This window comes from Nocardia sp. CA-107356 (genome assembly GCF_050946365.1).
Taxonomy (GTDB): Bacteria; Actinomycetota; Actinomycetes; order Mycobacteriales; family Mycobacteriaceae; genus Nocardia.
Genome location: NZ_CP191992.1, coordinates 2469319 through 2495267, shown reverse-complemented (window position 1 = coordinate 2495267; position 25949 = coordinate 2469319). Strand labels below are relative to the sequence as shown.

Sequence of the window (25949 nt, the reverse complement as noted above, 5' to 3'; positions counted from 1 at the left end):
AGGTGGGGTCGCGTAGCGGCTTACTGCGTAATGCGGTGCGGGACAAAGGCGGAGCCGTCGTCGGTGATCAATCCGGCGGTTTCGCGGATGCCGAGTCCGGCCGCATTGTCACCGACGATCCAGCCACCGAGAACGGGGCGCATATCGTCGAATTCCGGTAGCGGGTCCAGCAATTGGTAGACGAAACCCTCTTCGCCGTAGACCCCGCCCGTTGCGGTCTCCAGACCAGCGCCGACAATCGTCATATTCGCGCCCTCGCGCCCGAGCTTCGGCTTGCGAATGTATTCGGTGAGCTCATTGGGCTGATCGAGGTAGGCGGGCAACAGATTCGGATGTCCGGGATACATCTCCCACAGCACCGCGAGAATCGCCTTGTTACTCAGCAATGTCTTCCACAGCGGTTCGACCCACATGGTCTGCGGCAGACTCGTGACCACGCGTTTGCCGAAATCGTCGTCGAGTACCCACTCCCATGGATAGAGCTTGAAGATCGCATCGATCGAACCCTCCGCCAGGTCGACGAAACGCTCCAGCTCACCATCGAATCCGACCTCCTCGATCGGCAGCGCGATGGTGTCGAATCCGGCCTCGGCCGCGGTCTCCTGCATATACGCGGTGGTGACATTGTCCTCACCGGTGGCGTCGGCACCGGACCAGGTGAAGTGCAGTTGCGAAGAAGGCAGGATGTCGCGCAGCTCGGTCCAACGCTCGACCAGCTTCTCGTGCAACGAATTCCACTGGTCGCCGTTGGGATAGAGCGCAGTGAGCCAGTGCCACTGCACAATTGCGGCCTCGAGCAGCGAGGTCGGCGTATCGGCGTTGTACTCCAACAGTTTCGCCGGACGGCGCGCGTCGTAGCGCAGGTCGAAGCGACCGTAGACGTGGGGGTCACTGCGCTTCCATGATTCGGCGATCGGTCCCCAACTCCATTCGGGCAGACCGAAATCCTTGTACCGCTCGGTGAGCACGACATGCTCGACCGCGTTCAGGCACATCGAATGCAGCAGTTCGACATCGGCCTCCAGCGCGAGAATCTCCGACATCTCGAACTCGTAGTGCACCGATTCGTCCCAGTACGGCCGGGGCAGACCACTCGCGTCACGGCCCGGCGCGCCGTAGACCAGCCCCTGCCCTTCGATGATCTGCTGCCACCCCGGGCGCGGCGCACTGCGAACTCGTCGCATTACGAACCACTTCCGCTCTTGCTGCTGGTACCGAGGCCACCACGGGTCACCGTACCGCCGCTCTTCGTCGAAATCTGAGCACCCTTGGGCTGCACCGTCGTTCCGCCGGTTGGCGGTCGCCCGACAGTGTTGTTGCCGCCGTAGTAGTAGCGGTACTGGCTGCCGTTGTAGATGAAGATCCCGTTGCTGAGGGTATGCGCGCCGCCTGTCCCGGAGCCGACGGCATTGGACGCCGTCTCACACCGATCGTCGTCGACGACGACTTCCTGACCGTTCTGGTCGATCACGGTGCAGTAGGCGGTCACGTTGTCGGGCTTGGTCAACGCCTTGTAGGCGAGGTAGCCGCCGCCGACGAGCCCGGCGACACCCACGATGGCGACACCGCCGATGAGCACGCGTTTGCGGGTGCGCTTCTTGTTCTCTGCGGCGGCAGCGGCAGCCCGCTGCGCTTCCTCGGCACGCTTGCGTGCCTTGTCCCGCGCCCGCGCCTCGGCCACCGTCGGCGGCCGCGGCTGGGTGACACCGGGCTCTTGGCGCTGCATGCTGCCCGCGCGCGGCGGAATGCCGAACCGACGCGGTTCCTCGCCCGGCGAAATCGGTTGGGGCGCTACGGATTCACCCTCAGCAGATCGGTTCCCGGCAGATTCGTCACCAGCGGACTCGCCCCCGGGGGATCCGAATCCCGGATACCCGGGATGACCCGGTTCGGGCGGCGCGGCGCCCGCCCCTTGCTCCGGCCGACCAGGCGACGACGCGGCGGGGTGCTCATTCGATGCGGCGGGCTCCCCGCCGGGCGCTGATTCCGGTGCGGGCGAAGACGACCCGTCATCACCAGAAGCACCGGCCCCGGGATCGGTCCCGCCCGACTCGCGCTGACCCGCATCGCCCCCGGCGTCCGGATCCCGCGTACTCACCGATCACACCTCTCGGTCGTCGTACCTACCACTAGCGCTCCTCGAATCCGGACAAATCACCCCGCGCGGGCTCCCAGCTTTCCACAACAACGTCAACCCGACCAGGTGTATCACCCGAACGCAAGAGATCCAGCAACATTTCGCATCCGGGTCGCGGACCCTCGGCCACCACGTGTACCCGTCCGTCGCGCGCATTGGTGGCGTGGCCGACCAGACCGAGGGCCAGCGCACGCGAGCGAGCCCACCAGCGGAAGCCGACGCCCTGCACGTACCCGTGCACCCATGCACTCAGGCGGACCGATTCGACGTGCGCATCTCCCATCACGCGTCGATAGCGTCGATATCGAATGTCAGCGTGACCTTGCTGCCCGCCTTGAGCGTCCGACCAACGGTGCAGACCTTGTCGATGGCGCGCTGCACGGTGACCAGCAGCCGCTCGCGGGCCTCCTCGTCGAGTTCGCTGAGATCGAGTTCGAACACCTCGTCGAGCTGCGGATACACCTCGTTCTCGCGATCGGCGTCACCGGAGACCCGGATGGTCGCGTCGAAGCTGTCCCCCAGCTTGCGTGAGAGCGGAAAGTCCGCGCTCAGTCCGGAGCAGCCAGCCAACGCGATCTTCAGCAACTCACCCGGGGTGAACGCGCCCGGCACGCCCTGGGATGCGATCAATACCTCGGCACCGCGCGAGCTGCGGCCGGTGTACGCCCTGGTCCCGGTGCGCTCGACCCACAGTTGGGTCGGCTCGGCGGCGGGCGCGGTAGTCGTGGTCGCGGATACGGTGGTCTGCTCAGCCATGGTTTCGATCCTGCCATCTAGTCGGAGAACGGCTCACCCCCGGCAACGCCACCCACCACGGGCCCATTCCGGGAACGGCCTTCACCCCACCGTGACATCCGAGACAACGCAGCCGCCGAACATCCGGGCTCGCGGCCGCTCACACCAGTCCGTTCGTCACCGCGCCCCGCGCAATCGGACATGTGTGATGACCAAAGGACCTGTGTCGTGAGCCGGCATGCGTTCGCAGCAACGTCGGGCCGCATCCGGTGCTATTCCTGGAAGCGGTAGCCCATTCCGGCCTCGGTCAGCAGATGCTTCGGATTCGACGGGTCGACCTCGAGCTTGCGCCGCAATTGCGCGAGATAGACACGCAGGTAATGGGTTTCGGTGGCATAGGACGGGCCCCACACCTCGCGCAGCAGCTCACGCCGTCCGACGAGCTTGCCCCGATTACGGACCAGCATCTCGAGCATCCCCCACTCGGTCGGGGTCAGATGCACGGGCTCACCGTTCTTGGTGACCTTCTTGGCGGACAGGTCGACCGTGAACGAGGACGTCACCACCACCGGATCGGCCGCATCGGTATCGGTCGCCCCACGCCGCACGGCGGCACGCAGCCGCGCCAATAGCTCGTCCATCCCGAACGGTTTGGTGACGTAGTCGTCCGCGCCCGCGTCCAGCGCCTCCACCTTGTCGGTCGAATCGGTCCGCGCCGAGAGCACGATCACCGGCGCAGCGGTCCAGCCGCGCAGCCCGGCCAATACCTCGATACCGTCCATATCGGGCAGACCCAGATCCAGGATGACCACGTCGGGATGCTTATCGGCCGCCGCACGCAGCGCCGCCGCGCCGGTGCCCGCGGTGATCACCTCATATCCGCGCACCGACAGGTTGATGCGGAGCGCGCGCACGATCTGCGGCTCGTCGTCGACCACCAGTACCTTGGTCGTCGGCACTTCCTGCTTCTTGTCGGTCATCGCGACTTCCTGTGTCGGGCGGGCTGCCCCGCCACTCTCCATCACCGTAGTTGTCATCATCTGCTCCCGGCCTCGGTCTCGTCGGCGGGTACATCGACCAACATCGCCGATCCTGCACCCGAAGGCTGTTCAGATCCGGCATCACCACGCCGCGCGGCGATGTCGTCGACACTCGTCTCGGCCACTTCGGCAACGGCCTCGGCGACGCCGCTCGGCTCGGCCCCACCGCCGTTCACCTCGGCCGGTTCGGGCCCCACACCGTCCGGTTCGTACGCACTCGCACCGGCCGATAAATCGACCACGATCGTCAACCCACCACCCGGCGTCGGCTCGGCGTGTACCGCACCGCCCATCGCCTCTACGAACCCACGCACCACCGAAAGCCCGAGCCCGACACCGGTGGTGTTATCGCGATCCCCGAGCCGCTGGAACGGTTCGAACAACTGCTCCTCGGTTCCGGCGGGTACGCCGGGCCCCACATCGACCACGGCGATCGATACCCGATCGCCGTCCCGCTCGGCAGTGACCCGGACCGGCGTATCGCGCCCGGAATGCCGCAGCGCGTTATCGATGAGATTGGCCAGCACTCGCTCGAGCAGACCACCGTCGGCCAGCACCGATACCTCGCCGACCTCCACCTTGACCCGATCCATCGCCGCACGCCGCAACCCGCGCGCACCCATCCCGACACTCACCAGCGCCCGGTGCACGACCTCATCCATGTACACCCGCCGCAACTGCGGCTTCACCACCCCGACCGCGAGCCGCGAGGAGTCCAGCAGGTTGCCGACCAGCGCGGTCAGTTGGTCCACCGATTCCTCGATGGCTTCCAGCAATTCGGCGGTGTCCTCGGCGGAGAACTCCACATCGTCGCTGCGCAGGCTGGAGACCGCGGCCTTTGCCCCTGCCAACGGCGTCCGCAGATCGTGGCTGACCGCGGAGAGCAACGCGCGACGCAACCGATCGGCCTCGAGCAATGCGGCCGCCGCACTCGCCTCCTCGGCGAGCCGTGCCTGGCGCACCAGTCCTGCCGCCTGGTTCGCGACGGCATGCAGCACCGGCCGGTCAGCGGAATCGAGTGGACGCCCGGCGAGCAGCAGCCAACTGGTGGTATCGCCCGCTTCGATCGCGCTTTCGGCCTCGGACACTCGCTGCGGCGCATCGTCACCGACCGAGGCGACGACGGACTCACCACTGACCATGCTCACCGCACGCAGACCGTAGGTCTCGCGTACCTGCTCCAGCAGTTTGGGCAGATCGGCGCCGTGCAGGATGGCACCCGCGAACATGGTCAACAGTTGGGCCTGCCGAGAAGCCTTGCGCGCCTGCCTGGTTCGCTTCGCGGCCACATCCACCAGGGCCGCCACCGCGACCGCGACGATCAGCAACACCACCACCGTGACGAAGCTGTCCGGCTCGGCGATGGTGAGGCTGTAGCGGGGCTCGACGAAGAACCAGTTCAGCAGGCAGCCGGAGAACAGCGCCGAAAACGCCGCGGGCACAACACCACCCAGCAATGCCACGGCAACGACACCGATGAAGAACAGCGCGCTGAGACCGCCCAGTTGCAGCACGCCGTCGAAGAATGCGGCACAGATCGCGCAGACGACAATGGGTACCAGCACCGCGGCCAGCCAGGCGCGCACGGGTTGGCGCGGCCAGAACGAGCGCCAGCGCAGCCCGTGATTGGCCTCCTCGTGTGTGACCATGTGCACATCGATGCGGCCCGACTGCTGCACCACCGTCGACCCGATGCCCTGATCGAAGATGCGCGCCCAGCGCGAGCGCCGGGAGGTGCCGAGCACCAACTGGGTGGCGTTGACCTCGCGCGCGAATTCCAGGAGCGCCGTCGGCACATTGTCACCGGTCACGGTGTGCAGGCTCGCGTCCAGACTGGCCGCGAGGTCGCGTAACCGCGCCATCCGCTCGGTCGACACGCCCGCCAGACCGTCACCGCGCACGACGTGCAGCAGCACCAGATCGGCGCTGGATTTGGTGGCGATGCGGCTGGCCCGGCGCACCACGGTCTCGGACTCCGGACCGCCGGTCACCGCGACCACGACGCGCTCGCGGGCCTCCCACAACTCGGTGATCTTGTGATCGGCCCGGTACTTCGCCAACGCCGCGTCGACCTGATCGGCCAACCACAGCAGCGCGAGTTCGCGCAGCGCGGTCAGGTTGCCGGGACGGAAGTAGTTGCGCAATGCCGCGTCGACCTTTTCGGCCGCATAGACATTGCCGTGAGACAGCCTGCGCCGCAACGCCTCAGGGGTGATGTCCACCAGCTCCACCTGATCCGCGCTGCGCACCACCGCGTCCGGTACCGTCTCGCGCTGCTGGATGCCGGTGATCTGTTCGACGACATCGTTGAGGCTCTCCAAGTGCTGGACATTGACCGTCGAGATGACGTCGATGCCCGCAGCGAGCAACTCCTCGATGTCCTGCCAGCGCTTTTCGTGCGTGCTGCCAGGGGCGTTGGTGTGCGCGAGTTCGTCGACCAGCACGACCGCTGGCTGCCGGCGCAGCACCGCCTCCACATCCAACTCGGGGAAGGTGGCGCCGCGGTACTCGATCAGCTTCGGTGGTATCCGTTCGATCCCCTCCAGCAGTTCGGCGGTCTTGGCCCGCCCATGGGTTTCGACTACCGCGGCCACCACGTCGCGGCCACGTTCGAGCCGTCGGTGCGCCTCGCCGAGCATGGCGAAGGTTTTGCCGACTCCCGGTGCCGCGCCGAGGTAGATGCGTAGTTGGCCGCGCTTCACTTATCCATCATCGCGCGCCGGGGCATCCCGGTGGTTACCCGTACCTGCCGCGCCGCGGCATCGGTCTCCCAGGAGCGGACCGCACGCCCGCTCTCCATCATCGACAGCGCGCGGATCAGCAGCGCGCACAGCACAAATCCGACGATCACCGCAACCGTGACGGTCGACATTTTCGATCCTCTCCATTACCGATACCGAAGACCGGTTGCGCTGGAGTCCTCCGCCTGGCCGGTGCTGTCGTTTCTACCTGTCGATACCGCGATGAACTGGATCTTTACGGTGTGTTGACGGGTTGTCCGGACAACTTGACGGCATCCTTTCACCCAGCGCCGGACCGCCTGTAAACGAAGCGTCAATGCTCATCTACGCGGCGCTAAAGACCCGTAAGGAAGCTCGGCGCCAGCTCGAATGCCCGCTTGACTCACCCTGTCGCGCTCCATACACGGAGCGCCAATGGAGGTTGTAAAAATGTCTGTCGTGGTGTTCACGGTGCTCACCGTGGCGATCTTCGCGCTGCTGGGCCTGATCCAGCGGGGGGTGGAAAAACTGTGATCGCGAACCTGATCGGCTTGATTCTGGCCGTCCTCGTCGCGATCTACTTGGTCGCGGCTCTGCTTTTCCCCGAGAGGTTCTAGGTGAACACGACAACAGCGGGGATCGCCTTCCTGGCGGCCCTGATCATCGCGCTTGCCCTCGTCCATGTGCCGCTCGGCGACTACATGTTCCGGGTGTACAGCAGCAAGAAGAACTCGCGCGCGGAGCGGGTGATCTACAAGGCCATCGGCGTGCAGCCGGAGGTCGAACAGACCTGGGCCGTGTATGCCCGCAGTGTGCTGGCCTTTTCCGCGGTCAGCGTGCTGTTCCTGTTCTTCTTCCAGCTGATCCAGGGCAAACTGCCAGTGCATCTGAACGATCCCGGCACCGAAATGACGCCCGCGCTGGCGTGGAACACCGCGATCAGCTTCGTGACGAATACGAACTGGCAGAACTACTCCGGTGAGTCGACCCAGGGGCATCTGGTGCAGATGGCCGGTCTGGCGGTGCAGAACTTCGTCTCCGCCGCCGTCGGTATGGCCGTCGCGGTCGCGCTGGTGCGCGGCTTCGCGCGCCGCCACACCGGCGATCTCGGCAACTTCTGGGTGGACCTGGTGCGTGGCACCATCCGCATCCTGCTGCCGATCGCCTTCATCTTCGCGATCGTGCTGGTCGCGGGTGGCGCGATCCAGAACTTCCACCTGCACGACCAGGTCGCGCAGACCCTGGGCGGCTCCGAGCAGACCATTACCGGCGGCCCCGTGGCCAGCCAGGAGGTCATCAAGGAACTCGGCACCAACGGCGGCGGCTTCTACAACGCGAACTCCGCGCACCCGTTCGAGAACCCCAACGCGTGGACCAACTGGTTGGAGATCTTCCTGCTGGTGGTGGTCAGTTTCTCGCTGCCGCGCACCTTCGGTCGCATGGTCGGCAGCAAGAAGCAGGGCTACGCGATCGTGGCAGTGATGGGCACGATCGCGCTGATCAGCGTGACATTGCAGAACTTCTTCCAACTGCAGCACCACGGCACCGTGCCCACCGCGATCGGCGCGTCCATGGAGGGTATCGAAACGCGTTTCGGCGTCGCCGATTCCGCCACGTTCGCCACCGCGACGACCTTGACTTCGACCGGCGCGGTCGACTCGTTCCACGACTCCTACACCAGCCTCGGCGGCATGATGACGATGTTCAACATGCAACTGGGTGAGGTCGCGCCCGGTGGTACCGGTTCGGGCCTGTACGGCATGCTCATCCTGGCGGTGATCACCGTCTTCGTCGCTGGTCTCATGGTCGGCCGCACGCCGGAGTACCTGGGCAAGAAGATCACCCCGAAGGAGATCAAGCTCGCCGCGTCCTACTTCCTGATCAGCCCGCTGATCGTGCTGGTCGGCACGGCGGTCGCGATGGCGCTGCCCGGCGAACGCGCCAGCATGGCCAATTCCGGGCCGCACGGGTTGTCGGAAGTGCTCTACGCCTTCACTTCCGCGGCGAACAACAATGGTTCGGCGTTCGCCGGCCTGAGCGGCAATACCGAGTGGTACAACACCGCACTCGGTCTGGCCATGGTCTTCGGCCGATTCCTGCCCATCATCTTCGTGCTCGCCTTGGCCGGTTCGCTGGCCCAGCAGGGCACCACTCCCGAGTCGATCGGCACGCTGCCGACACACCGGCCGCAGTTCGTCGGCATGGTCGTCGGCGTGACCGTGATCCTGGTCGCGCTCACCTTCCTGCCCGCACTCGCACTCGGGCCGCTCGCTGAAGGAATCCACTGAAATGACCAGTCCCACAACTGATGTAGTCGAAACAACCGCTGAGTCGGCCGAGCCCGCCGAGCACAAGGGCGGTCGCGTGCCCCGCGGCGCGCTCGATCCGAAAATGCTGCTCACGTCGCTGCCGGACGCGGCGCGCAAGCTCGATCCACGCACTATGTGGAAGAACCCGGTGATGTTCATCGTCGAGATCGGCGCCGTCTGGTCGACGATTCTCGCGATCGCCTCACCCACCTTCTTCGCCTGGGCGATCGTGGTGTGGCTGTGGCTCACCGTGATCTTCGCCAACCTCGCCGAGGCCGTCGCCGAGGGCCGGGGTAAGGCGCAGGCCGATACGCTGCGCAAGGCGAAGACCGACACCATCGCTCGTCGCCTGGTCGATTGGACGCCCGGCGGCCGGGTGGTCGAGGAGAAGGTCGCGGCTCCGGAACTACAGCGCGGTGACTATGTAGTCGTCGAAGCGGGCCAGATCATCCCCGGTGACGGCGATGTCGTGGAAGGCATTGCCTCCGTGGACGAATCGGCCATCACCGGCGAATCGGCCCCGGTCATCCGGGAATCCGGCGGTGACCGCTCGGCAGTGACCGGCGGTACCACGGTGCTCTCGGACCGGATCGTCGTCAAGATCACCCAGGAGCCCGGCGCGAGCTTTATCGACAAGATGATCGCCCTGGTCGAGGGCGCGAGTCGGCAGAAGACGCCGAACGAGATCGCGCTGAACATCCTGCTCGCCTCGCTCACGATCATCTTCGTGTTCGCGGTGGTCACCCTGCAGCCGCTGGCGATCTTCTCGAAGTCGAACAACCCTGGCGTGGGCGATACTTCGGCACTGGACATGCACGGCATTACCGGCATCGTCATGGTCTCGCTGCTGGTCTGCCTGATCCCGACCACGATCGGCGCGCTGCTGTCGGCCATCGGCATCGCGGGGATGGACCGTCTGGTCCAGCGCAATGTGCTGGCCATGTCGGGCCGCGCCGTCGAGGCCGCGGGCGACGTCAACACCCTGCTGCTGGACAAGACCGGCACCATCACCCTCGGCAACCGGCAGGCCTCGGGATTCGTTCCGGCGCCGGGCATACCGGACGACGAATTGGCGGACGCGGCACAGCTTTCCAGCCTCGCCGACGAGACCCCCGAAGGTCGCTCCATCGTCGTCTACGCCAAGCAGGCGTTCAACAAGCGCGAGCGCACCCCGGGCGAGCTGACCGGCGCGACCTGGGTGGAATTCACCGCGCAGACCCGCATGTCGGGTGTCGACCTGCAGGACGGTCACCAACTGCGCAAGGGTGCGGCCAGCGCCGTCATGGAATGGGTTCGCGCACAAGGAGGGCACGTACCCAGCGAGATCGGCGTGATCGTCGACGGCGTCTCGGCCTCCGGTGGCACACCACTGGTCGTCGGTGAGGTCAACGACGGCAAGGCCCGACTGCTCGGCGTCATCCACCTCAAGGACGTTGTCAAGCAGGGCATGCGGGAGCGCTTCGACGAGATGCGCCGCATGGGCATCCGTACCGTCATGATCACCGGCGACAACCCGTTGACCGCCAAGGCGATCGCCGATGAGGCGGGCGTGGACGACTTCCTCGCGGAGGCCACGCCGGAGGACAAGCTGGCCCTGATCAAGAAGGAGCAGGACGGTGGACGACTGGTCGCGATGACCGGTGACGGCACCAACGACGCTCCGGCGCTGGCCCAGGCCGACGTGGGTGTCGCGATGAACACCGGCACCTCGGCGGCCAAGGAAGCCGGGAATATGGTCGACCTGGATTCGGATCCAACCAAACTCATCGAGATCGTGGAGATCGGCAAGCAGCTGCTGATCACCCGCGGTGCGCTGACCACCTTCTCGATCGCCAATGACATCGCCAAGTACTTCGCGATCCTGCCCGCGTTGTTCATCGCGCTGTTCCCCGGCCTCGACGCGCTCAACATCATGCGTCTGTCGAGCCCGCAGTCGGCGATCCTGTCGGCGGTCATCTTCAACGCGCTGGTCATCATCGCGCTGATCCCGTTGGCGCTGCGCGGTGTGAACTACACGCCGACCAACGCGTCGAAACTGTTGAGCCGCAACCTGACGATCTACGGCCTCGGCGGCATCGTCGCGCCGTTCATCGGCATCAAGCTCATCGACCTGCTCGTCCAACTCCTCCCCGGGATGTCCTGATATGCGTATGTCAACTTGGATCCGGCAGCATCTGGCCGCGCTGCGAGCGCTGCTGGTGCTCACCGCGATCACCGGAATCGTCTATCCGCTGGCGGTTTTCGCGGTTGCTCAGCTGCCCGGCCTGCACGATAAGGCGGAGGGCTCGCTGATCGAGTCCGATGGCAAGGTCGTGGGCAGCAGGATCATCGGACAGTCGTTCACCGATAAGGACGGCAACGCACTGGTGCAGTACTTCCAGAGCCGTCCGTCCGCGGCCGGTGACGGCTACGATCCGCTGTCCACCGCGGCGAGCAACCTCGGCCCGGAGAGCATCGTGGATACTCTCGACGCCGATCCGGCCAACGTGAAATTGAGCCTGCTCTCCACCGTGTGCTCGCGCAGCAAGGCAGTCGGCGACCGTGAGGGGGTCGACGGCAGCCGTCCGTTCTGCACCAAAGACGGTATCGGTGCGGTGCTCTCGGTGATCGGCCCGCGCGACGCCGACGGCGAGGTATCGCAGCCGGTGCAGGTCGTCAGCGTCAACGAGGCGTGCCCGACGACGCCGTTCCTGTCCACCTATAAGGGTGTTCAGGTCGAATGCGCCAAGCCGGGTGAGGACTACTCGGTCGGCAGGATCGTCCCCGTCTACGGCGACGCCTCGACCGACACCCCGGTGCCCACCGATGCGGTCACCGCCAGTGGCAGTGGCCTGGACCCGCATATCTCGCCGGAGTACGCGGCCATCCAGGTGGCGCGAATCGCCAAGGCACGCAATATCCCCGAGGATCAGGTGCGCGAGCTGGTCGAGACGCACACCGACGGCCGGACCCTCGGCTTCCTCGGTGAACCGCGCGTCAACGTAGTCGAGCTGAATCTGGACCTGGACGGTCAACACCCGTTCCGCGGGTAACTCCAACCCGGGCACGAGCGCCCACTCCCGACGGAATCCACTGGATCACAGCGAGAGTGGGCGCTCGGCCTATCCGGTCAGTTGTCCTCGAGGTAGCCGAAGCAAAACGCCGCCGCGGCGAGATACTGACGGCATTCCGGACCGTGCCCCGCGTGGGTACTGCAGATGAATCGCGCCCGGTCGAGATCGAGATCCATGATGGGCTCCGCGCTGCAATCACGGTGCTGTGTGATCCACAGATCCCTGATATCCAGTGATGTCTGCATCGTGCACCTCCAGCCTGCGAGTATCAGTGGAGAACCATGCCAACTACATGGCGGGACTACCCGATTCCGCGCGATTCATCCTCATCGGGTGATCAACTGCCAGTCATCGGGCACCCGCGCGGCAGTGATCTGATCGCCCTCCGCGACCAGATCGACGGTCGCCGAATCCAACTTCAGATCGCTCAATGCGACCTTGCCCCACGCCGGTGGCAGCTGCGGACGCACGGTGAGCGTCCGCCCGGGTACGTCGGGGTCCAATCCGAAGAAGGAGCGCACCAGCAGCAGCGGCGCCGCGCTCGCCCAGGCCTGCGGTGAGCAGGAGGTCGGATACGGGACAGGAGCCGCGAACTGGTCGCGCGGAAATCCGCAGTACAGCTCGGGCAGCCGACCGCCGAAAGACGCTGCCGCATCGAGTAGTCCGCCCGCGAGCCGGGTCGCGAGCTCGACCGCGCCCGGCACCTGCCGGTAGCGCAGCAGACCCGCGACGGCGATCGCCGTGTCATGCGGCCAGACCGAGCCGCAGTGATAGCTCATCGGATTGTAGGCACCCATCGACGAGGCGAGCGTGCGCAGTCCGAAGCCGGTATCCATCTCGGGTCCCGACAGCCGCTCGACCAGTTCGGCGGCGTGGTCGTCATTGGCGATGCCGGTCCAAAGACAGTGCGCCGCATTGCTGGTCAGCGCGTCGACGTGCCGTTTGCGACCGTCCAGCGCGACCGCATACCACCCTTTGCCGGGCAGCCAGAACTGTTCGGCGAACTTGCCGCGCAGTTCGGCGGCCCGCTCACGCAACCGAGTCGCCTCACGCAGGTCGTCGAAGGCCTCGGCCAACTCCGCGCGCGCCAGCAACGCGGCGTACGTATAACCCTGCACCTCGCACAGCGCGATCGGCGCCTCCGCGAGATGCCCCGCGGCGTCATTGATTCCGTCGAAACTATCCTTCCAACCCTGATTGATCAGGCCGCGGTCGGTGGCGCGACGGTATTCGACGAAGCCGTCGCCGTCGTGATCGCCGTAGTCGGTGATCCACTGCACCGCGGCGTCGGCGGCGGGCAGCAGTGCCTTGATCACCTCCGGATCCGCGCCCCACCGATGGCATTCCGCCAGCAGCATCACGAAAAGTGGGGTGGCGTCGGCGCTTCCGTAATAGGTGCTGCCGCCCAGTACATGCCTGCTTGCCGGGCCACGGCGCATCTCGTGCATGATCCGCCCCGGCTCCTCCTCGGTGATCGGATCGACACGCTGCCCTTGCAATTCGGCCAACTGCTGCAGTGTGCCCAGCGCCAGATCCACTTCCAAGGGCAGCGCCATCCATGCGGTGAGCAAGCTGTCACGGCCGAACAGGGTCATGAACCACGGCGCACCCGCCGCTACGAACGGACGACTCTCGCCGGTTTCGTCGTGAATCTGCAAGGCGCCCAGGTCGCTTTCCGAACGCCGCAAGACCTGGGCGAGCATCGGATCCGCCGCGGCGATCTTCGTCGCGGTGTGCCGCCACGCCGCCATCTTCCGGCTCGGCGCGCTGAGCCCCTCCCCCGGCTCCAGCGGCGCCTGGACCCGCTGATTGCCGACCGTCGGCTGGGCCACGATCTCGGTCTGCCAGGTCTCGCCTGGCAGCACGACAATCCGCCAGACCAGCGTGCCGGGCAAGAACACGGGCTCGACGGTCGCCGAAACCGAGAGCCCGCGCATCCGATCGGCGTGGTCGTGCAGCAGCAATTCCCCTTCGGCCACCGTGACGTCAGCGCGACCGTGTCCGGCCCGCCCTTCCTTGACCGCGAACAGGTCCACGAAATCGGCGTCGACATGCAGTTCCAAGGCGACCGCGGTGGGCTCCCGGCCCATATTCTCCAGGGTCAGGATTTCGTGCATGCCGTCGGCGACGAGACGTTCGCGCACCACCAGCAGTGTGCTGTCGGCCAGCCCCGCGTGCGGTGGTCGGCGCAGCACGAATCTGGCGGCGAACGCCTCCGGGCTGAGCACCGACAGCGATTCGGCGGGTCTGCCGTCCACCAGCAACTCCCAGCGGGAGATGACGCGGGTATCCCGGAAGAACAGCCCGTGCGGTCGCCCCGGTTCGACATCGCCGAGCCGGTTCGACAGGCAGAAGGTACCGCCCTCGACCAAGGTCACCGAGCCGCCGCAGCCGCCGAGTCCCGATGGCTCACCGGAATTCAGCGGCGCGGGGCTCGGCGTACTGCCGACCTCTGCTGTCATACGCGTTCGCTCGCGGGGATTCGAACCGGCATCGTCTCCCCGAGCAATCGGGCAGCACGAGCCTGTCGCCGCGAACGCAGCAGCCGGTGATAGACCTGCTCGTAACCCCGGCCGAGCGGACCCGCGCCGAAGTACGCCTCGACATGCGCCCGGCACGCGGCCGGATCCAGATCGCGCACCTCGGCGATCGCGGCGGGCAATTCCGAGGGGTCATCGCAGATCCGGCCTGTGACACCGTCGACGACGACCTCCGCTACGGCACCGCCGCGCAACGCGACCACCGGCGTGCCGCAGACCATCGCTTCGATCATCACCATGCCGAACGGTTCCTCCCAATCGATGGGGAACAACAGGCAGCGCGCGCCCGCGAGCAGCTTGCGCTTGGCCACCGCGTCGGCCATTCCGAAGAGATGATCTCGCTCGGTCAGCAGCGGGCGCACCTCTTTCTCGAAATACGCCTGCTCGAGCGGTTCACTGCACTTGCCAGCGAGCACCAGCGGAATACCGGCCGCGTGCGCGGCTTGTAGTGCAAGATGTGGCCCTTTGGCCGCGGTGAAGCGACCGAGGAATAGCGCGTAGTCGCCTTTGTCCACTTGGAACGGCCACTGATCGACATGCAGCGCATTGTGTACGCGACCGACCCAGTTCAGATCGGGAGCCAATTCGCGCTGTCGGTCGCTGATGGCCACCAGCGACACTTCCCTGCCCAATTCGCGGTAGTACCGGCGGGAATCGCCCTCGTCGACCGGCCCGTGCACCGTCACCACCGTCGGCAGGCCCAAGTCCAGGTATGCGGGGGCATTCAGCGGTCCGGCGAAGGTGTGGTCGTGTACCAGATCCACGCCGGAGGTGGTCGCGATCTGCTCGATCGCCCTTCGCACCTTCAACGCGTGCACAACCTCGGGAAACGGGTCGCCGAGCCGTTCGGGCAGCGCGCGATCCCAGACCGGGACGAACTTGGCCTTGGTGCCTGGTTCACCGGCACCGAACAAAGTCACGTCGTGGCCGCGGGCAACCAATGCGTCGACCAAATCGGCGACAACGGCTTCGACGCCGCCATAGGCCTTCGGTGGCACGTCGAAGTAGGGCGGAACAACCATGGCAATGCGGAATCGTTCACCGACATGATCGGCGGACAGCAAATCCGAACAGGCAATGGGCGCCGAAATCGGCGCGGATAACCCTGCGCTCATGACCATCCTTCCAACCTTGTGCAGATCCACCCAGCACTCGGTGCGCTGGGCGCCGAACGAGGTGGCCGCCGCGGCGGAGGTGGAGACAGAGCCTGCACCGCCGTCCATCAGGGCTTGGTTGGCCTGGTCACGCCGCTTCGCGCGAACAGGGGGGCCGCACCAAGACGTACCTCATAGTGGGTCGTTCAAACCAGGCAGTTGGTCCGAAATCTTACATAGTGAGATTTCAGAACCCGTCGCCCGCCCTGTATGTCAATGGGGCTTGCACGGTCTTGGCATATATCGAAATGGTAAGGCGGCTAGCGGGTATCGGTCAGCGGGAGACCGTCTCCGTGATGCCGCGCCGGATCTCGCCGGGGCTGTGCTCGGCGCGCGGCACGGCTCGGGCAGCCGATGAACGAAGTTGCCAGGGCACACTGGTCACCATCACGCCCGGCTCGAAGAGCAGGCGGGCCTTCAGCCGCAGTGAGCTCTGGTTGTGCAGCAGGTTCTCCCACCAGTGGCCGACTACGTACTCGGGGATGAAGATGCTGATCACATCGCGCGGCTGGGATTTGCGCACCCGCTTGATGTAATCGATGACCGGGCGGGTGATTTCGCGATACGGAGATTCGATCACCTTGAGCGGGATGGCGACATCGTGACGTTCCCAATCCTGGTGCAGCTGACGGGTATCGGCGTCATCGACATCGACCGTGATCGCCGTGATGGTATCCGGCCTGGTAGCACGGGCGAACTGGACCGCGCGCCGAGTTGCCTTGTGCCAGCCCGATACCAGCACCAGGGCGTGCACCCGAGCGGGTAGGGTCTCCGACTCGTCATCGACATCGAGTTCGGCTCGCACGGCGGTGTAGTGGCGGTGGATCAGATACATCAGCACCACCAGGATCGGCATGGCGAATACGACCAGATACGCACCGTGGGAGAACTTGGTGATCATGACCACGACCAGGACGACACCGGTGAAGCAGGCGCCGAACGCGTTGATCAGGCGCGCACGGTGGATGCGGAGTTTCTCCGATGATGTTGTCGCGGTGGCCAGTTCGCGGTTCCAATGCCGGACCATACCGACCTGACACAGCGTGAACGAGGTGAAGACGCCGACGATGTAGAGCTGGATCAATCGCGTGGCCGAGCCGTCGAAGGCGTAGATCAGCACGCCCGCGATGACCGCCAACAGGATGATGCCGTTGGAGAAGGCCAACCGGTCGCCGCGGGTGTGCAACTGCCGTGGCATGTACCGATGTTGGGCCAGAATCGAATTCAGCAATGGGAAGCCGTTGTAGGCGGTATTCGCCGCGAGGATCAGGATCAGCGCGGTCGTCACCATGAGGAAGTAGAACGGAATACTGTTACCGCCGAAGACCGCAGCGGCGATCTGCGCGATCACGGTGCGTTGCGGATCGGTGTTGCAGTCGCCAGGAAATCCGGCCAGATCGCAGGTGTTCTCGGTAACCCTGGTGTGCGTGATCATCGCAAGCACGGTGACACCGGCGAACATCGCGATCGAGATGGCGCCCATCGCGGTCATCGTACGGGCGGCGTTGAGCGCCTTGGGCTTGCGGAACGCTGGCACACCGTTGGAGATCGCTTCGGCTCCGGTCAGCGCCGTACATCCCGACGAAAAGGCACGCAGCACAAGGAAAGCCAATCCGGCCGCGCCGAGTCCGACTTGTTCGGAGTGGATTTCGTAATGCGCGCTCTCGGCGACCGGCGCGTGCCCGAGCGCGGCCTGACCGAGGCCGACGACGACCATGACCAGCACCCCGACCACGAACGCATAGGTCGGGATCGCGAACGCCCGCCCCGATTCCCGCACCCCGCGCAGATTCATCGCGGTGAGAAAGGCGATGAACCCGATATTGATCGCGACCCGGTGCGCATTCAGGTCGGGTACCGCGGAAATGATGTTGTCCACGCCCGCGGCGACCGACACCGCGACCGTCATCACATAGTCGACGAGCAGTGCCGCGGCGACGATCAGCCCCGGAATCGGACCCAGATTCTTGGCGACCACCTCATAGGAGCCACCCCCGGACGGATAGGCCTGCACCACCTGCCGGTAGGACAGCACGACGACGGCCAGGAGCACGATCACCGCACCGGCGACCCACGGCGCCAAATGTAGATACGCGAGCCCGCCGAGGGTGAGAATGAGCAGGATTTCCTGTGTCGCATACGCGACCGAGGACAGCGGGTCACTGGCGAAGATCGGCAGTGCGAGCCGCTTCGGCAAGAGCGTTTCACCGAGCCTGTCACTCCGGAATGGTCGCCCCACAACGAGACGTTTGACGAGGTCGATCGGTGAAGCCACGGTGGGCCAGCCTAAGCCCGCCGGATAGGTACGACCGTGCCAGCAACCGTATTGATTTCGTAAAGAATCGATGGGCGCGCCACAAAGATCTTGTCAGCAGCGGCCGAGTCGACCGGATCGAGAATTAGCGTCGACGTCCGATGTATGCCACCAAGGCGCCACAGCCGCATATGCCCGTTCGTCACCGCACCCACTCGATTGCGCATGTGGAGTAAGGAATAGACGTGTGGTGCGGCCGCGTGGTCAAGCGGCGATGGTGACGTTGCCGTTGGTTCCGGGCGCGATGAAGTCCAGTAGGTGCCGCGCCTCGGCGCGCACCGCGTACTCGTCCGCAGCCGACAGCGGATGCCATGGCTGGATGCGCACCGTATCGCCGTCGAGTGACCAGCGGCCGTGTACGAATCCGTCGACCAGATACATCGGCACACCGGCCGAGGCCACCTTGGCGATCCGGGCGCGGTCCTCGTCGCTGATCACCCGGCGGCGGTCCTTGTGACCGAGTAGCGCGTTGTCGAAGGCGGGCAGAAAACGAACCGGCACTTCGAGTTTCGCATCGACGAGCGGTGCGTCGGGCAGATCGAAGAGTTCCTTGCCCAGATCGTCGCGGAAGATACGCAGGCGCGGTCGCAGACCATCCATCACCCCAGCCAGTTTGGTGACACCGGCCCATGCCTGCACATCCGCCACACTCGCCGGACCGAACGCCGCCAGATAGCGCAGGATCAGCGTTTCGGGCTGCGATTGCGCCATGGGTGCGCCGATCCACTCTTCGGCCATATTGATCGTGACCGACCTATTGCGCCACGCCCCCCACGCCCCGGTGTCCGGACCGTGCACCACCGGAACCATTACCTCGACCGACTCCGCCAGCCTGCGCGTATGCCGGTCCGGAAAACGTTCGGCGAGCAGCTTTCCCAGCTCCGCGCGCGACATTTCCCGACCCGACAACAGTTCCCGGCCCGCCGCGGCGAGCTCGTCGAGATCGATGCCCTCGATCTCGTCGCGGTAATACGGCGTCTGCAGCGCCGCATGCACGATCGGCCGCACGGTCGGGCGCAGCCAGCGGAAGTCCTGGGCGTCGGCAAGATGTACGGTGCGACGGATCATGGTGGAGCGCACCAGCTTTCGGTCCCGCAACAGTGCCGCGAGATGGTCGTGCCGGAAGCCGTCCAGCCGCGCCCACAGCCCGACATAGGGCCAGTTCGGCTCCTGCCCCTGCACGGCGACCAGATGCCGGACGAGTTCGAACGGGGTCAACTCGACCCGTTCCACCAGCATCTGGCGCACCAGCAGTGTGCGGTTGAGCTGCCGCAGCGAAAGATCCGTCATGGCCGCCATTCTGGCCTAGTCGTAGCGATCGCTTGCGGGTCGCTCGATAAGGTCAGCCACCGAGAGGTCCGTCAGACCGCGGTCGGCTGCAGGCGCAGTGGCACTCCGATCCGGTTCCACAGGTTGATCATCGCGGTGACCGCGACCAAACCGGCCCGCGCGCCCTCGTCGAAGTTCTTCTCGACCTCGGCCCAGATCTCATCGCCGACACCGTGCTCGCCGAGCCTGGTGACCGCCTCCGCGTAGGCGAGCGCGGCCCGTTCGGCCTCGGTGAATTTCACCGACTCGCGCCAGGCATTGAGGTAGTAGATCCGCTGTTCGGTCTCCCCTGCCATCCGCGCGTCGGTGGTGTGCATATCGATGCAGAACAGGCAGCCGTTGATCTGGGAGACACGAATCTTGACCAGTTCCCGCACGACCGGGTCCAGCGGACCGCGTCGGATGGCTTGTTCGGCGGCGAACCAGGCCTGGTAGATCTCCGGCGCCACTTCGGCGAGTTGCATGCGTGACATAGGTCGTCCTCTCTCGATATCGCTTACCCGAGTTAGACGAGATGGCCGCCGAATCTGTGACAACGTCACGAAGACGGCAGGCAGCGACCGCGATCCGGCAGCTCACCGCACGGCTCGTTGCCGTGCGCGCGCAGCACATCCTTACCCGTCAAATCGGTCAGGAAGTGCAGGAAGCTCGCGCCGAGCGAATCGCCGGGGAGTTCGCCGTAGCTGTAGGCGTATTCGACGCCCCAGAACGGGTAGGTGCGGTTGACGGCGGCGTCACGGTCGGCTGTGACACCGCCGATGGCCAGGGTCGTGGCGCCGGTCTTCACCGCCTCGGAGAACTCGCTGTAGCCGATGGCGCCCGGAATGTCGCTCACCGCCTTCTGCATATCCTTGGTGACCTGCACATCGCAGTATTTGGCCACCGAGGGCGCGGAATCCTTGATCGCGATACAGCTCACATGCGGCCGATCGGGCTGCGGACCGCCGAGTAGCCTGCGTTCCAACGTATTTCGGGTGCCCGACCCCGGTATTCGATTGACCACGACGACCGGCAGGTCGGGGCCGCCGACTTCGCGCCAGTTGGTGATCCGGCCCTGATACAGATCCTGGATCTGCGCTACGGTCAGGTTGGTGATGCCGACGTCCTTGTGCACGATCATGGTGAACAGCGACAGCGCCAGCGGCCGGTCCAGCAATGGTTGGTAACCATCACCTTTCGGGCCGTCGCTGATCGCCAGCAGATCGCGATCGTCCTTGCCCGCCTCGGCGAGCCGGTCCAGACCGCGCTCGGTGCCCTCGAAGCCGAATTCGAATTCCGCTCCGGTGCAGCGCTTCCCGTACTGTGCCGCCGCATCGCGAATGACGGGTTCGAAGGCCGACGAGCCGACCAGCGTGAGTTTGCCAGCGGCACAATCCAATGGCGTCGGCTCAGGTGCGAGTACGGATACGACGAGTTGGATGACGATCACCACGACCAGAAAGGCGATGAGCGCCAACATCACTCGTGAAATACCGGAGCGACTCTGGGTTTCGATGATCCGCCCACCCTTGATGCCACCGCGCAGCACCGGTGCCGGATACTCCCCCGCACCCTCCGAGCGCTGCAGGATCGCCAGGATCTTGTAGTGATCGGCGCGATTCAGCGGCACTCTGGGCAGATCGATGGCACCGATATGCCCGACCGTATCCTCGCGAACCGCGATGCCCGAATCACGGTCCAGCGAATCGGCCAGACCCGGATCGCTGAGTTCGGTCACCGCCATACCGATGACCCGCCGCTGCGGAAAGTTCAGATGCAGACCCACCCGGCCCGCCTCGGGCGCCTGGTAGTCGTGCGTGTCGATCGGTGTCGCACCGCTGTTCTCGATGCGGACCAATACCACCGATAGATCCTTCAGCGGCGGGCTCACCCCGTCGTGTTCTGGGCGCAACTGGGGCAACACCCCCGGAAAGACCGATTCGATCTCACCGGTGACCGGCGTATCCATCTGCACGCGATAGCCGAGTTCCTTGCGTCCGACGAACACGAACTCCCACAGGAACGCGACGATCGGCACCGCGATGCCGATGAGCGCGAGCACGATTTCGATCGGAAATCCGCCCACCAGTGCAGCCACCCCCAAGAGATCTGTGTGCCAACCATTTTCGGGCGTCATTCGGCAGAGTCCCGAATACCGCACGAATGTTCGACAACAGTTAACCCGGCGGACAACCCGGCCGCACGATCAGGAGTGTGTTGCTTCGATGCGATGGCTCAGCAGCCTCCGCCGAAGCAGCCGTGATGACTCCCTCCGCCCGATGCGACTACCTACCCACTGCGACGGTCACAGCCGCGATCAAACCACATCCCGGGTCGCCGACTTCGTCCATGCCAGCAGCTCAGCCACCGGCCAAGTATTGATAACCCGTTGCGCCACAACACCATTCGCAACAGCGCGTTCGCAGCCGTAGCCCTGCCAATCCAGTTGACCGGGGGCATGCGCATCGGTGTCGATCGAGAAATGGCACCCCATCTCGACGGCCAGCCGCAGCAGCCGCGACGGCGGGTCGAGACGTTCGGGACGGCTGTTGATCTCCACGGCCGTGCCGTACCTTCGGCACGCCTCGAACACCAGCTCGGCGTCGAACGTCGACTCCGGCCGCGTACCCCGCTCGCCGGTGATCAGACGTCCGGTGCAGTGCCCGAGCACATCCACATTCGGATTCGCCACCGCATACACCATCCGTTTGGTCATCGTGTCGCTGTCGGCACGCAGATGCGAATGCACGCTGGCGACAACGATATCCAGCTCGGCGAGCAGATCATATTGCTGATCCAGGGTTCCGTCATCGAGGATGTCCACTTCGATCCCGGTGAGGATCCGCAACGGCGCCATCCGCTCGTTGAGCTCTGCGACCACATCCAGTTGGCGCCGCAATCGGTCGGCCGAGAGTCCGTTCGCGACGGTCAGCCGCGGCGAATGATCGGTCAGCGCACAGTATTCGTGACCGAGCGCGGCCGCGACGCCCATCATCTCCGCGATCGGGCTGCCGCCGTCGGACCAATCGGAATGCGTATGCAGATCACCGCGTAGCTGAGCCCGCAGCGGCTTGCCCGGTGCACCGATCGGCTGCGCGGCCTTGCGCAATTCGCTCAAATATTCCGGTACCACACCGGAATACGCCTGTTCGATGACGGCGGCGGTCTTCGGCCCGATCCCCGCGAGTTCGCGCCAGCTGTGCGCCGCGCGATGGGTCGCCAGCTCGTCCTCGGGCATCCGCGCCACGATATCGGCGGCCCGCCGGTAGGCCTTCACCCGATGTGATTGCGCTCGTGCACGTTCCAGCCAGAAACCGATCTCGCGCAGCGCCTCCACCGGACCCGGACCAGTGCCGGGATCCGGCATGACGACCGAATCCTCTTGCGCCACAGCGATTATCGAATTCTGCTGTACTTGACGAAGGCCACCCCGTCCTCGAACACTCGGCTGGTGATCACCCGGAACCTGGCCGCCTCCGGCAGTCGAGGGCCGGAACCGAACAGCGAACGGCCACGGCCGAGTACGACCGGATACAGCTTCAGGAAGATCTGATCGATCTCCGGCAGCAACACCTGCGCCAGTTCCCCGCCACCGCACAGCCAGATCCCGAGTCCGTTGTCCCGTTTCAACTCTTGGACCCGCGCCAGCGGATCGCCCGTAATCAGCTCCACCGAAGGATCCGGGCTCTCGGGCAGCGTCGTCGACACCACGAACTGCCGCAGATGCGAATACGGGCTCGAGGTCCCGGTGCGGACGCCGAAATCGTGGGTCTTGCGACCCATCAGCACGGTGTCGAAGTAACGGTTGCGCTTATCGATGCCGAGGGCCTCGCGCACCTTCGTCGGCAGGGTCTCGGGGTACTGCGCGGTGATCGCCGGGCCGTGATCACCACCGACCGGGAAGAAGTCGACCGACCCTTCCTCGGTGGCGATGAACCCATCGATAGTCGAAGCGACGTAGTAGGTGAGTTTGCGCATTTGTCCTTCCTCCACGGTCGGTCTGCTCCGTACCGCCTAGAAGAACGGTAGCTCGCTAACGCTGATCATTTCGACCGATCTGCAAGCAATCGCTACGCGCGGTGGCGGGCCTTCGGCTGGCAGCGCGGGCAGGAGTAGGAAGAACGATTCATGAACTTCTCCCGCAGGATGGGCGCACCGCAGCGACGGCAGGGTTCGTCTTCACGGCCGTATACCGCGAGCGCGCGTTCGAAGTAACCCGATTGGCCGTTGACGTTGACATAAAGCGCGTCGAACGAGGTGCCACCGGCGGCGAGCGCCTCCCCCATCACGGCGCCGACCTCGGCGAGCAGAGTGCGCACGGCAGGCCTGGTCAAGCCGGATGCCAGCCGATTGCCGTGGATTTTCGCCCGCCACAGCGATTCGTCGGCGTAGATATTGCCGATCCCGGAAATCACCGTCTGGTCCAGCAGAACCCGCTTGATCTCGGTCTGTTTGGCGCGCAGCGCGGCCACCACGACGTCGGGGTCATAGCGCGGGTCGAGCGGATCCCGCGCGATATGCGCGACGGGCTCGGGCACCAATGTGCCGTCTACCTCGACCAGAGGTGCGAGCGCCCACCCGCCGAAGGTGCGCTGGTCGACGAAGCGCAATTGGCTGTCGTCGTCGAGGGTCGCGAGAATGTGTGCGTGCTTCTCCACGGGAGTGTCGGCAGGCTGCACCAACATCTGCCCGCTCATTCCGAGATGTACCACGAGCGAGGTGTCCGGCTCGTCGAAGGTGAGCCACAGGTATTTACCGCGACGCTCGGCGGCGTCGATCCGCAGACCCTTCATTCGGGCCGTGAGATCGTCCGCGCCTTCGAGGTGGCGGCGCACCGACCTGGGGTGGGTCACCGTGACGGATTCGATGACCCGCCCGACGACATGTTCGGCGAGTCCACGCCGGACAACCTCGACCTCGGGAAGTTCGGGCACGTCAGACTTCGTCGGTCAGCGCCTGATAGGCGGCGCCCGCGGCCTTCTGCTCGGCTTCCTTCTTGGAGCGGCCGACGCCCTGACCGTACGGACGACCGCCGATCACGGTGGTCGCGGTGAATTCCTTATCGTGGTCGGGACCTGTCGAGGTGATCTCGTAGCTGGGCACGCCGAGACCGCGCTCGGCGGTGAGCTCCTGCAGACTGGTCTTCCAGTCGAGCCCAGCGCCCATCCTCGGGCCGCGCTCGAGCAGGTCGGCGAACAGCCGCAGCACCACCTCGCGCGCAACGTCGATACCGTGCTCGAGATGCACCGCGCCGAGCAGCGACTCCATGCCATCGGCGAGAATGCTCGGCTTGTCCCGGCCGCCGGTGAGCTCTTCGCCCTTACCGAGCAGCAGGTGCACGCCGAGCCCGCCTTCGCCGAGCCCGCGCGCCACCTCGGCGAGCGCGTGCATATTCACCACGCTCGCCCGCAGCTTGGCCAGTTCGCCTTCGGACTTGTCCGGATGCTCGCGGTACAGCCGCTCGGTAATGCTCAGACCGAGGACCGAGTCGCCGAGGAATTCCAGACGCTCGTTGGTCGGCAGCCCGCCGTTCTCGTACGCGTACGACCGGTGCGTCAGCGCCAGCCGTAGCAGATCGGCCCGCACGTCGACGCCGAGCGCCGCGAGTAGGCTCGCATGTTCATCGGACGGGCCGGTTTCGACCTTGCTGACGGTCACGTCGATACGACAGGTCGAACGATCAGACAGCAGCGGTGACCTGGCGGCCCTTGTAGGTGCCGCAGGAGGGGCACGCGATGTGCGGCAGGGTCTTCTCGCCGCAGGCGCGGTTCGGGCACGTGATCAGGGTCGGCGCGGTGGCCTTCCACTGACTGCGCCGCGACCTGGTGTTGGAACGGGACATCCGGCGCTTGGGAACGGCCACGACTACTTCTCCTCTTGTCCTATTGCTCGCCTGTTAGGCAGCACGGTCTTACTGGTCTGGTCTAAACGTCTGGGTCGGCACCCGCATCGGGGCTGCCGTTGCCGGGCGACTCGGTGGCGAACTTCGCCAACCCGGCCCAGCGAGGGTCAAGTATCTCATGCCCGTGGTCGGAACCCGCAATCGCCATCCGGACACCGCATTCCGGACACAGGCCCGCGCAGTCCGGAGTGCACAACGGCTGCAGTGGCAGCTCGAGGCCGATCTGGTCGGTGATCACCGGTTCCAGGTCGATCGTGTCGTCCACGATGCGGTAGATCTCGTCGTCCTCGGTGGTCTGCTCGGTGGCGCTGTCCGGATAGGCGAACAGTTCCGTGAGTCGAATCTCCACAGTGCCGGTGAACGGTTCGAGGCAGCGCGAGCACTCCCCCGCCGTCGGCGCGGCGACCGTCCCGGTGACGAGCACACCTTCGGACACCGCCTGCAACTGCAGATCGAGGTCCACCTCGGCACCCACCGGAATGGCGATCAGATCCAGCCCGATCCGCCCGTCGGCGGTGACCACGCGATGCAGCTCCTTCATCGTGCCGGGGCGACGCCCCAGGCTGATGACATCCAGCACAAAACCCGCGTCCGGCGTGCGGCGCGAGGCCGTACGAGGACGCGAAGCGGGACCGGAACCGGCGGACATCACGAACTCACTTCACATTCGAGGGGAAATGGGCAACCAGTCCACAATACGCGAGGGCACGGCGAACACCCAAACCGCCTGGGGCGTT

General features: G+C 65.4%; 25 protein-coding genes. 5 read left to right on the top strand and 20 right to left on the bottom strand.

Annotated elements, in window-relative coordinates; genetic code table 11:
- Positions 1-20: 20 nt before the first annotated feature.
- From ACQP1G_RS11315 to ACQP1G_RS11285, 7 genes are all read right to left on the bottom strand, one after another.
- Positions 21-1184, bottom strand: coding sequence for a glutathionylspermidine synthase family protein (locus ACQP1G_RS11315; RefSeq protein ID WP_433201960.1), 1164 nt, complete (start codon positions 1182-1184; stop codon positions 21-23).
- The gene (locus ACQP1G_RS11310; protein WP_433201958.1) at positions 1184-2098 is read right to left on the bottom strand and encodes a hypothetical protein; all 915 of its coding nucleotides are present in this window, start codon (positions 2096-2098) and stop codon (positions 1184-1186) included. The genes ACQP1G_RS11315 and ACQP1G_RS11310 overlap by 1 nt, the downstream gene beginning before the upstream one ends.
- A gap of 31 nt (positions 2099-2129) precedes the next feature.
- Positions 2130-2420 (bottom strand): acylphosphatase, encoded by a 291-nt coding sequence (locus ACQP1G_RS11305; RefSeq protein WP_433201955.1) that lies wholly within the window; start codon positions 2418-2420, stop codon positions 2130-2132.
- Complete coding sequence (locus ACQP1G_RS11300) at positions 2420-2893, bottom strand: OsmC family protein (protein ID WP_433201952.1); 474 nt, start codon at positions 2891-2893, stop codon at positions 2420-2422. Before ACQP1G_RS11300 ends, ACQP1G_RS11305 begins: the two co-directional genes overlap by 1 nt.
- 251 nt (positions 2894-3144) lie before the next feature.
- Positions 3145-3852 carry a response regulator gene (locus ACQP1G_RS11295; RefSeq protein ID WP_433201949.1) on the bottom strand — a complete coding sequence of 236 codons (708 nt, stop codon included), beginning with the start codon at positions 3850-3852 and terminating at the stop codon, positions 3145-3147.
- 56 nt (positions 3853-3908) lie between these two features.
- Positions 3909-6614, bottom strand: coding sequence for an ATP-binding protein (locus tag ACQP1G_RS11290; protein WP_433201946.1), 2706 nt, complete (start codon positions 6612-6614; stop codon positions 3909-3911).
- Positions 6611-6784 carry a hypothetical protein gene (locus ACQP1G_RS11285; RefSeq protein WP_433201943.1) on the bottom strand — a complete coding sequence of 58 codons (174 nt, stop codon included), beginning with the start codon at positions 6782-6784 and terminating at the stop codon, positions 6611-6613. Before ACQP1G_RS11285 ends, ACQP1G_RS11290 begins: the two co-directional genes overlap by 4 nt.
- Positions 6785-7067: 283 nt before the next feature.
- Here ACQP1G_RS11285 and ACQP1G_RS11280 point away from each other — a divergent pair, with 283 nt between their 5' ends.
- Genes ACQP1G_RS11280 through ACQP1G_RS11260 form a run of 5 tightly spaced genes read left to right on the top strand, consistent with a single transcriptional unit; the run spans position 7068 to position 11973 of the window.
- Positions 7068-7166, top strand: a complete 99-nt coding sequence (locus ACQP1G_RS11280; protein WP_379067582.1) for a potassium-transporting ATPase — start codon at positions 7068-7070, stop codon at positions 7164-7166.
- The gene (gene kdpF, locus ACQP1G_RS11275; RefSeq protein WP_433208398.1) at positions 7163-7249 is read left to right on the top strand and encodes a K(+)-transporting ATPase subunit F; all 87 of its coding nucleotides are present in this window, start codon (positions 7163-7165) and stop codon (positions 7247-7249) included. Before ACQP1G_RS11280 ends, kdpF begins: the two co-directional genes overlap by 4 nt.
- Positions 7250-8920: a potassium-transporting ATPase subunit KdpA gene (gene kdpA / locus ACQP1G_RS11270; RefSeq protein WP_433201940.1), complete on the top strand. Its 1671-nt coding sequence runs from the start codon at positions 7250-7252 to the stop codon at positions 8918-8920. It abuts the gene before it with no gap.
- A gap of 1 nt (position 8921) precedes the next feature.
- On the top strand, positions 8922-11084 hold the full coding sequence (gene kdpB / locus ACQP1G_RS11265; RefSeq protein ID WP_433201937.1) for a potassium-transporting ATPase subunit KdpB: 2163 nt from the start codon (positions 8922-8924) through the stop codon (positions 11082-11084).
- A 1-nt stretch (position 11085) separates the two neighbouring features.
- Positions 11086-11973, top strand: a complete 888-nt coding sequence (locus ACQP1G_RS11260; protein ID WP_433201934.1) for a potassium-transporting ATPase subunit C — start codon at positions 11086-11088, stop codon at positions 11971-11973.
- Between the two features lie 77 nt (positions 11974-12050).
- On the opposite strand, the gene ACQP1G_RS11255 is transcribed toward ACQP1G_RS11260, so the two are convergent.
- From ACQP1G_RS11255 to ACQP1G_RS11195, 13 genes are all read right to left on the bottom strand, one after another.
- Positions 12051-12239, bottom strand: a complete 189-nt coding sequence (locus tag ACQP1G_RS11255; RefSeq protein ID WP_433201931.1) for a hypothetical protein — start codon at positions 12237-12239, stop codon at positions 12051-12053.
- An 81-nt stretch (positions 12240-12320) separates the two neighbouring features.
- Positions 12321-14456: an amylo-alpha-1,6-glucosidase gene (locus tag ACQP1G_RS11250; RefSeq protein WP_433201928.1), complete on the bottom strand. Its 2136-nt coding sequence runs from the start codon at positions 14454-14456 to the stop codon at positions 12321-12323.
- Positions 14453-15556, bottom strand: coding sequence for a glycosyltransferase family 4 protein (locus ACQP1G_RS11245; RefSeq protein WP_433208395.1), 1104 nt, complete (start codon positions 15554-15556; stop codon positions 14453-14455). Before ACQP1G_RS11245 ends, ACQP1G_RS11250 begins: the two co-directional genes overlap by 4 nt.
- Positions 15557-15962: 406 nt before the next feature.
- On the bottom strand, positions 15963-17963 hold the full coding sequence (locus tag ACQP1G_RS11240) for an APC family permease (RefSeq protein ID WP_433201925.1): 2001 nt from the start codon (positions 17961-17963) through the stop codon (positions 15963-15965).
- Between the two features lie 243 nt (positions 17964-18206).
- Entirely contained in the window at positions 18207-19292 is a 1086-nt protein-coding gene (locus tag ACQP1G_RS11235; RefSeq protein ID WP_433201922.1) for a winged helix DNA-binding domain-containing protein, read from the bottom strand.
- 71 nt (positions 19293-19363) lie between these two features.
- On the bottom strand, positions 19364-19804 hold the full coding sequence (locus ACQP1G_RS11230) for a carboxymuconolactone decarboxylase family protein (RefSeq protein ID WP_433201919.1): 441 nt from the start codon (positions 19802-19804) through the stop codon (positions 19364-19366).
- Positions 19805-19869: 65 nt separating this feature from the next.
- Positions 19870-21408, bottom strand: a complete 1539-nt coding sequence (locus tag ACQP1G_RS11225) for a PstS family phosphate ABC transporter substrate-binding protein (RefSeq protein WP_433201916.1) — start codon at positions 21406-21408, stop codon at positions 19870-19872.
- 219 nt (positions 21409-21627) lie between these two features.
- The gene (locus ACQP1G_RS11220; protein ID WP_433208392.1) at positions 21628-22677 is read right to left on the bottom strand and encodes a PHP domain-containing protein; all 1050 of its coding nucleotides are present in this window, start codon (positions 22675-22677) and stop codon (positions 21628-21630) included.
- A 29-nt stretch (positions 22678-22706) separates the two neighbouring features.
- Positions 22707-23288: a dihydrofolate reductase family protein gene (locus ACQP1G_RS11215; protein WP_433201913.1), complete on the bottom strand. Its 582-nt coding sequence runs from the start codon at positions 23286-23288 to the stop codon at positions 22707-22709.
- Positions 23289-23380: 92 nt separating this feature from the next.
- Positions 23381-24244 carry a bifunctional DNA-formamidopyrimidine glycosylase/DNA-(apurinic or apyrimidinic site) lyase gene (mutM, locus tag ACQP1G_RS11210; protein ID WP_433201910.1) on the bottom strand — a complete coding sequence of 288 codons (864 nt, stop codon included), beginning with the start codon at positions 24242-24244 and terminating at the stop codon, positions 23381-23383.
- Between the two features lies 1 nt (position 24245).
- Positions 24246-24968, bottom strand: a complete 723-nt coding sequence (gene rnc / locus ACQP1G_RS11205; protein ID WP_433201907.1) for a ribonuclease III — start codon at positions 24966-24968, stop codon at positions 24246-24248.
- Between the two features lie 22 nt (positions 24969-24990).
- On the bottom strand, positions 24991-25173 hold the full coding sequence (rpmF, locus tag ACQP1G_RS11200) for a 50S ribosomal protein L32 (protein ID WP_014987105.1): 183 nt from the start codon (positions 25171-25173) through the stop codon (positions 24991-24993).
- Between the two features lie 61 nt (positions 25174-25234).
- On the bottom strand, positions 25235-25861 hold the full coding sequence (locus ACQP1G_RS11195; protein ID WP_433201904.1) for a YceD family protein: 627 nt from the start codon (positions 25859-25861) through the stop codon (positions 25235-25237).
- Positions 25862-25949 lie beyond the last annotated feature (88 nt).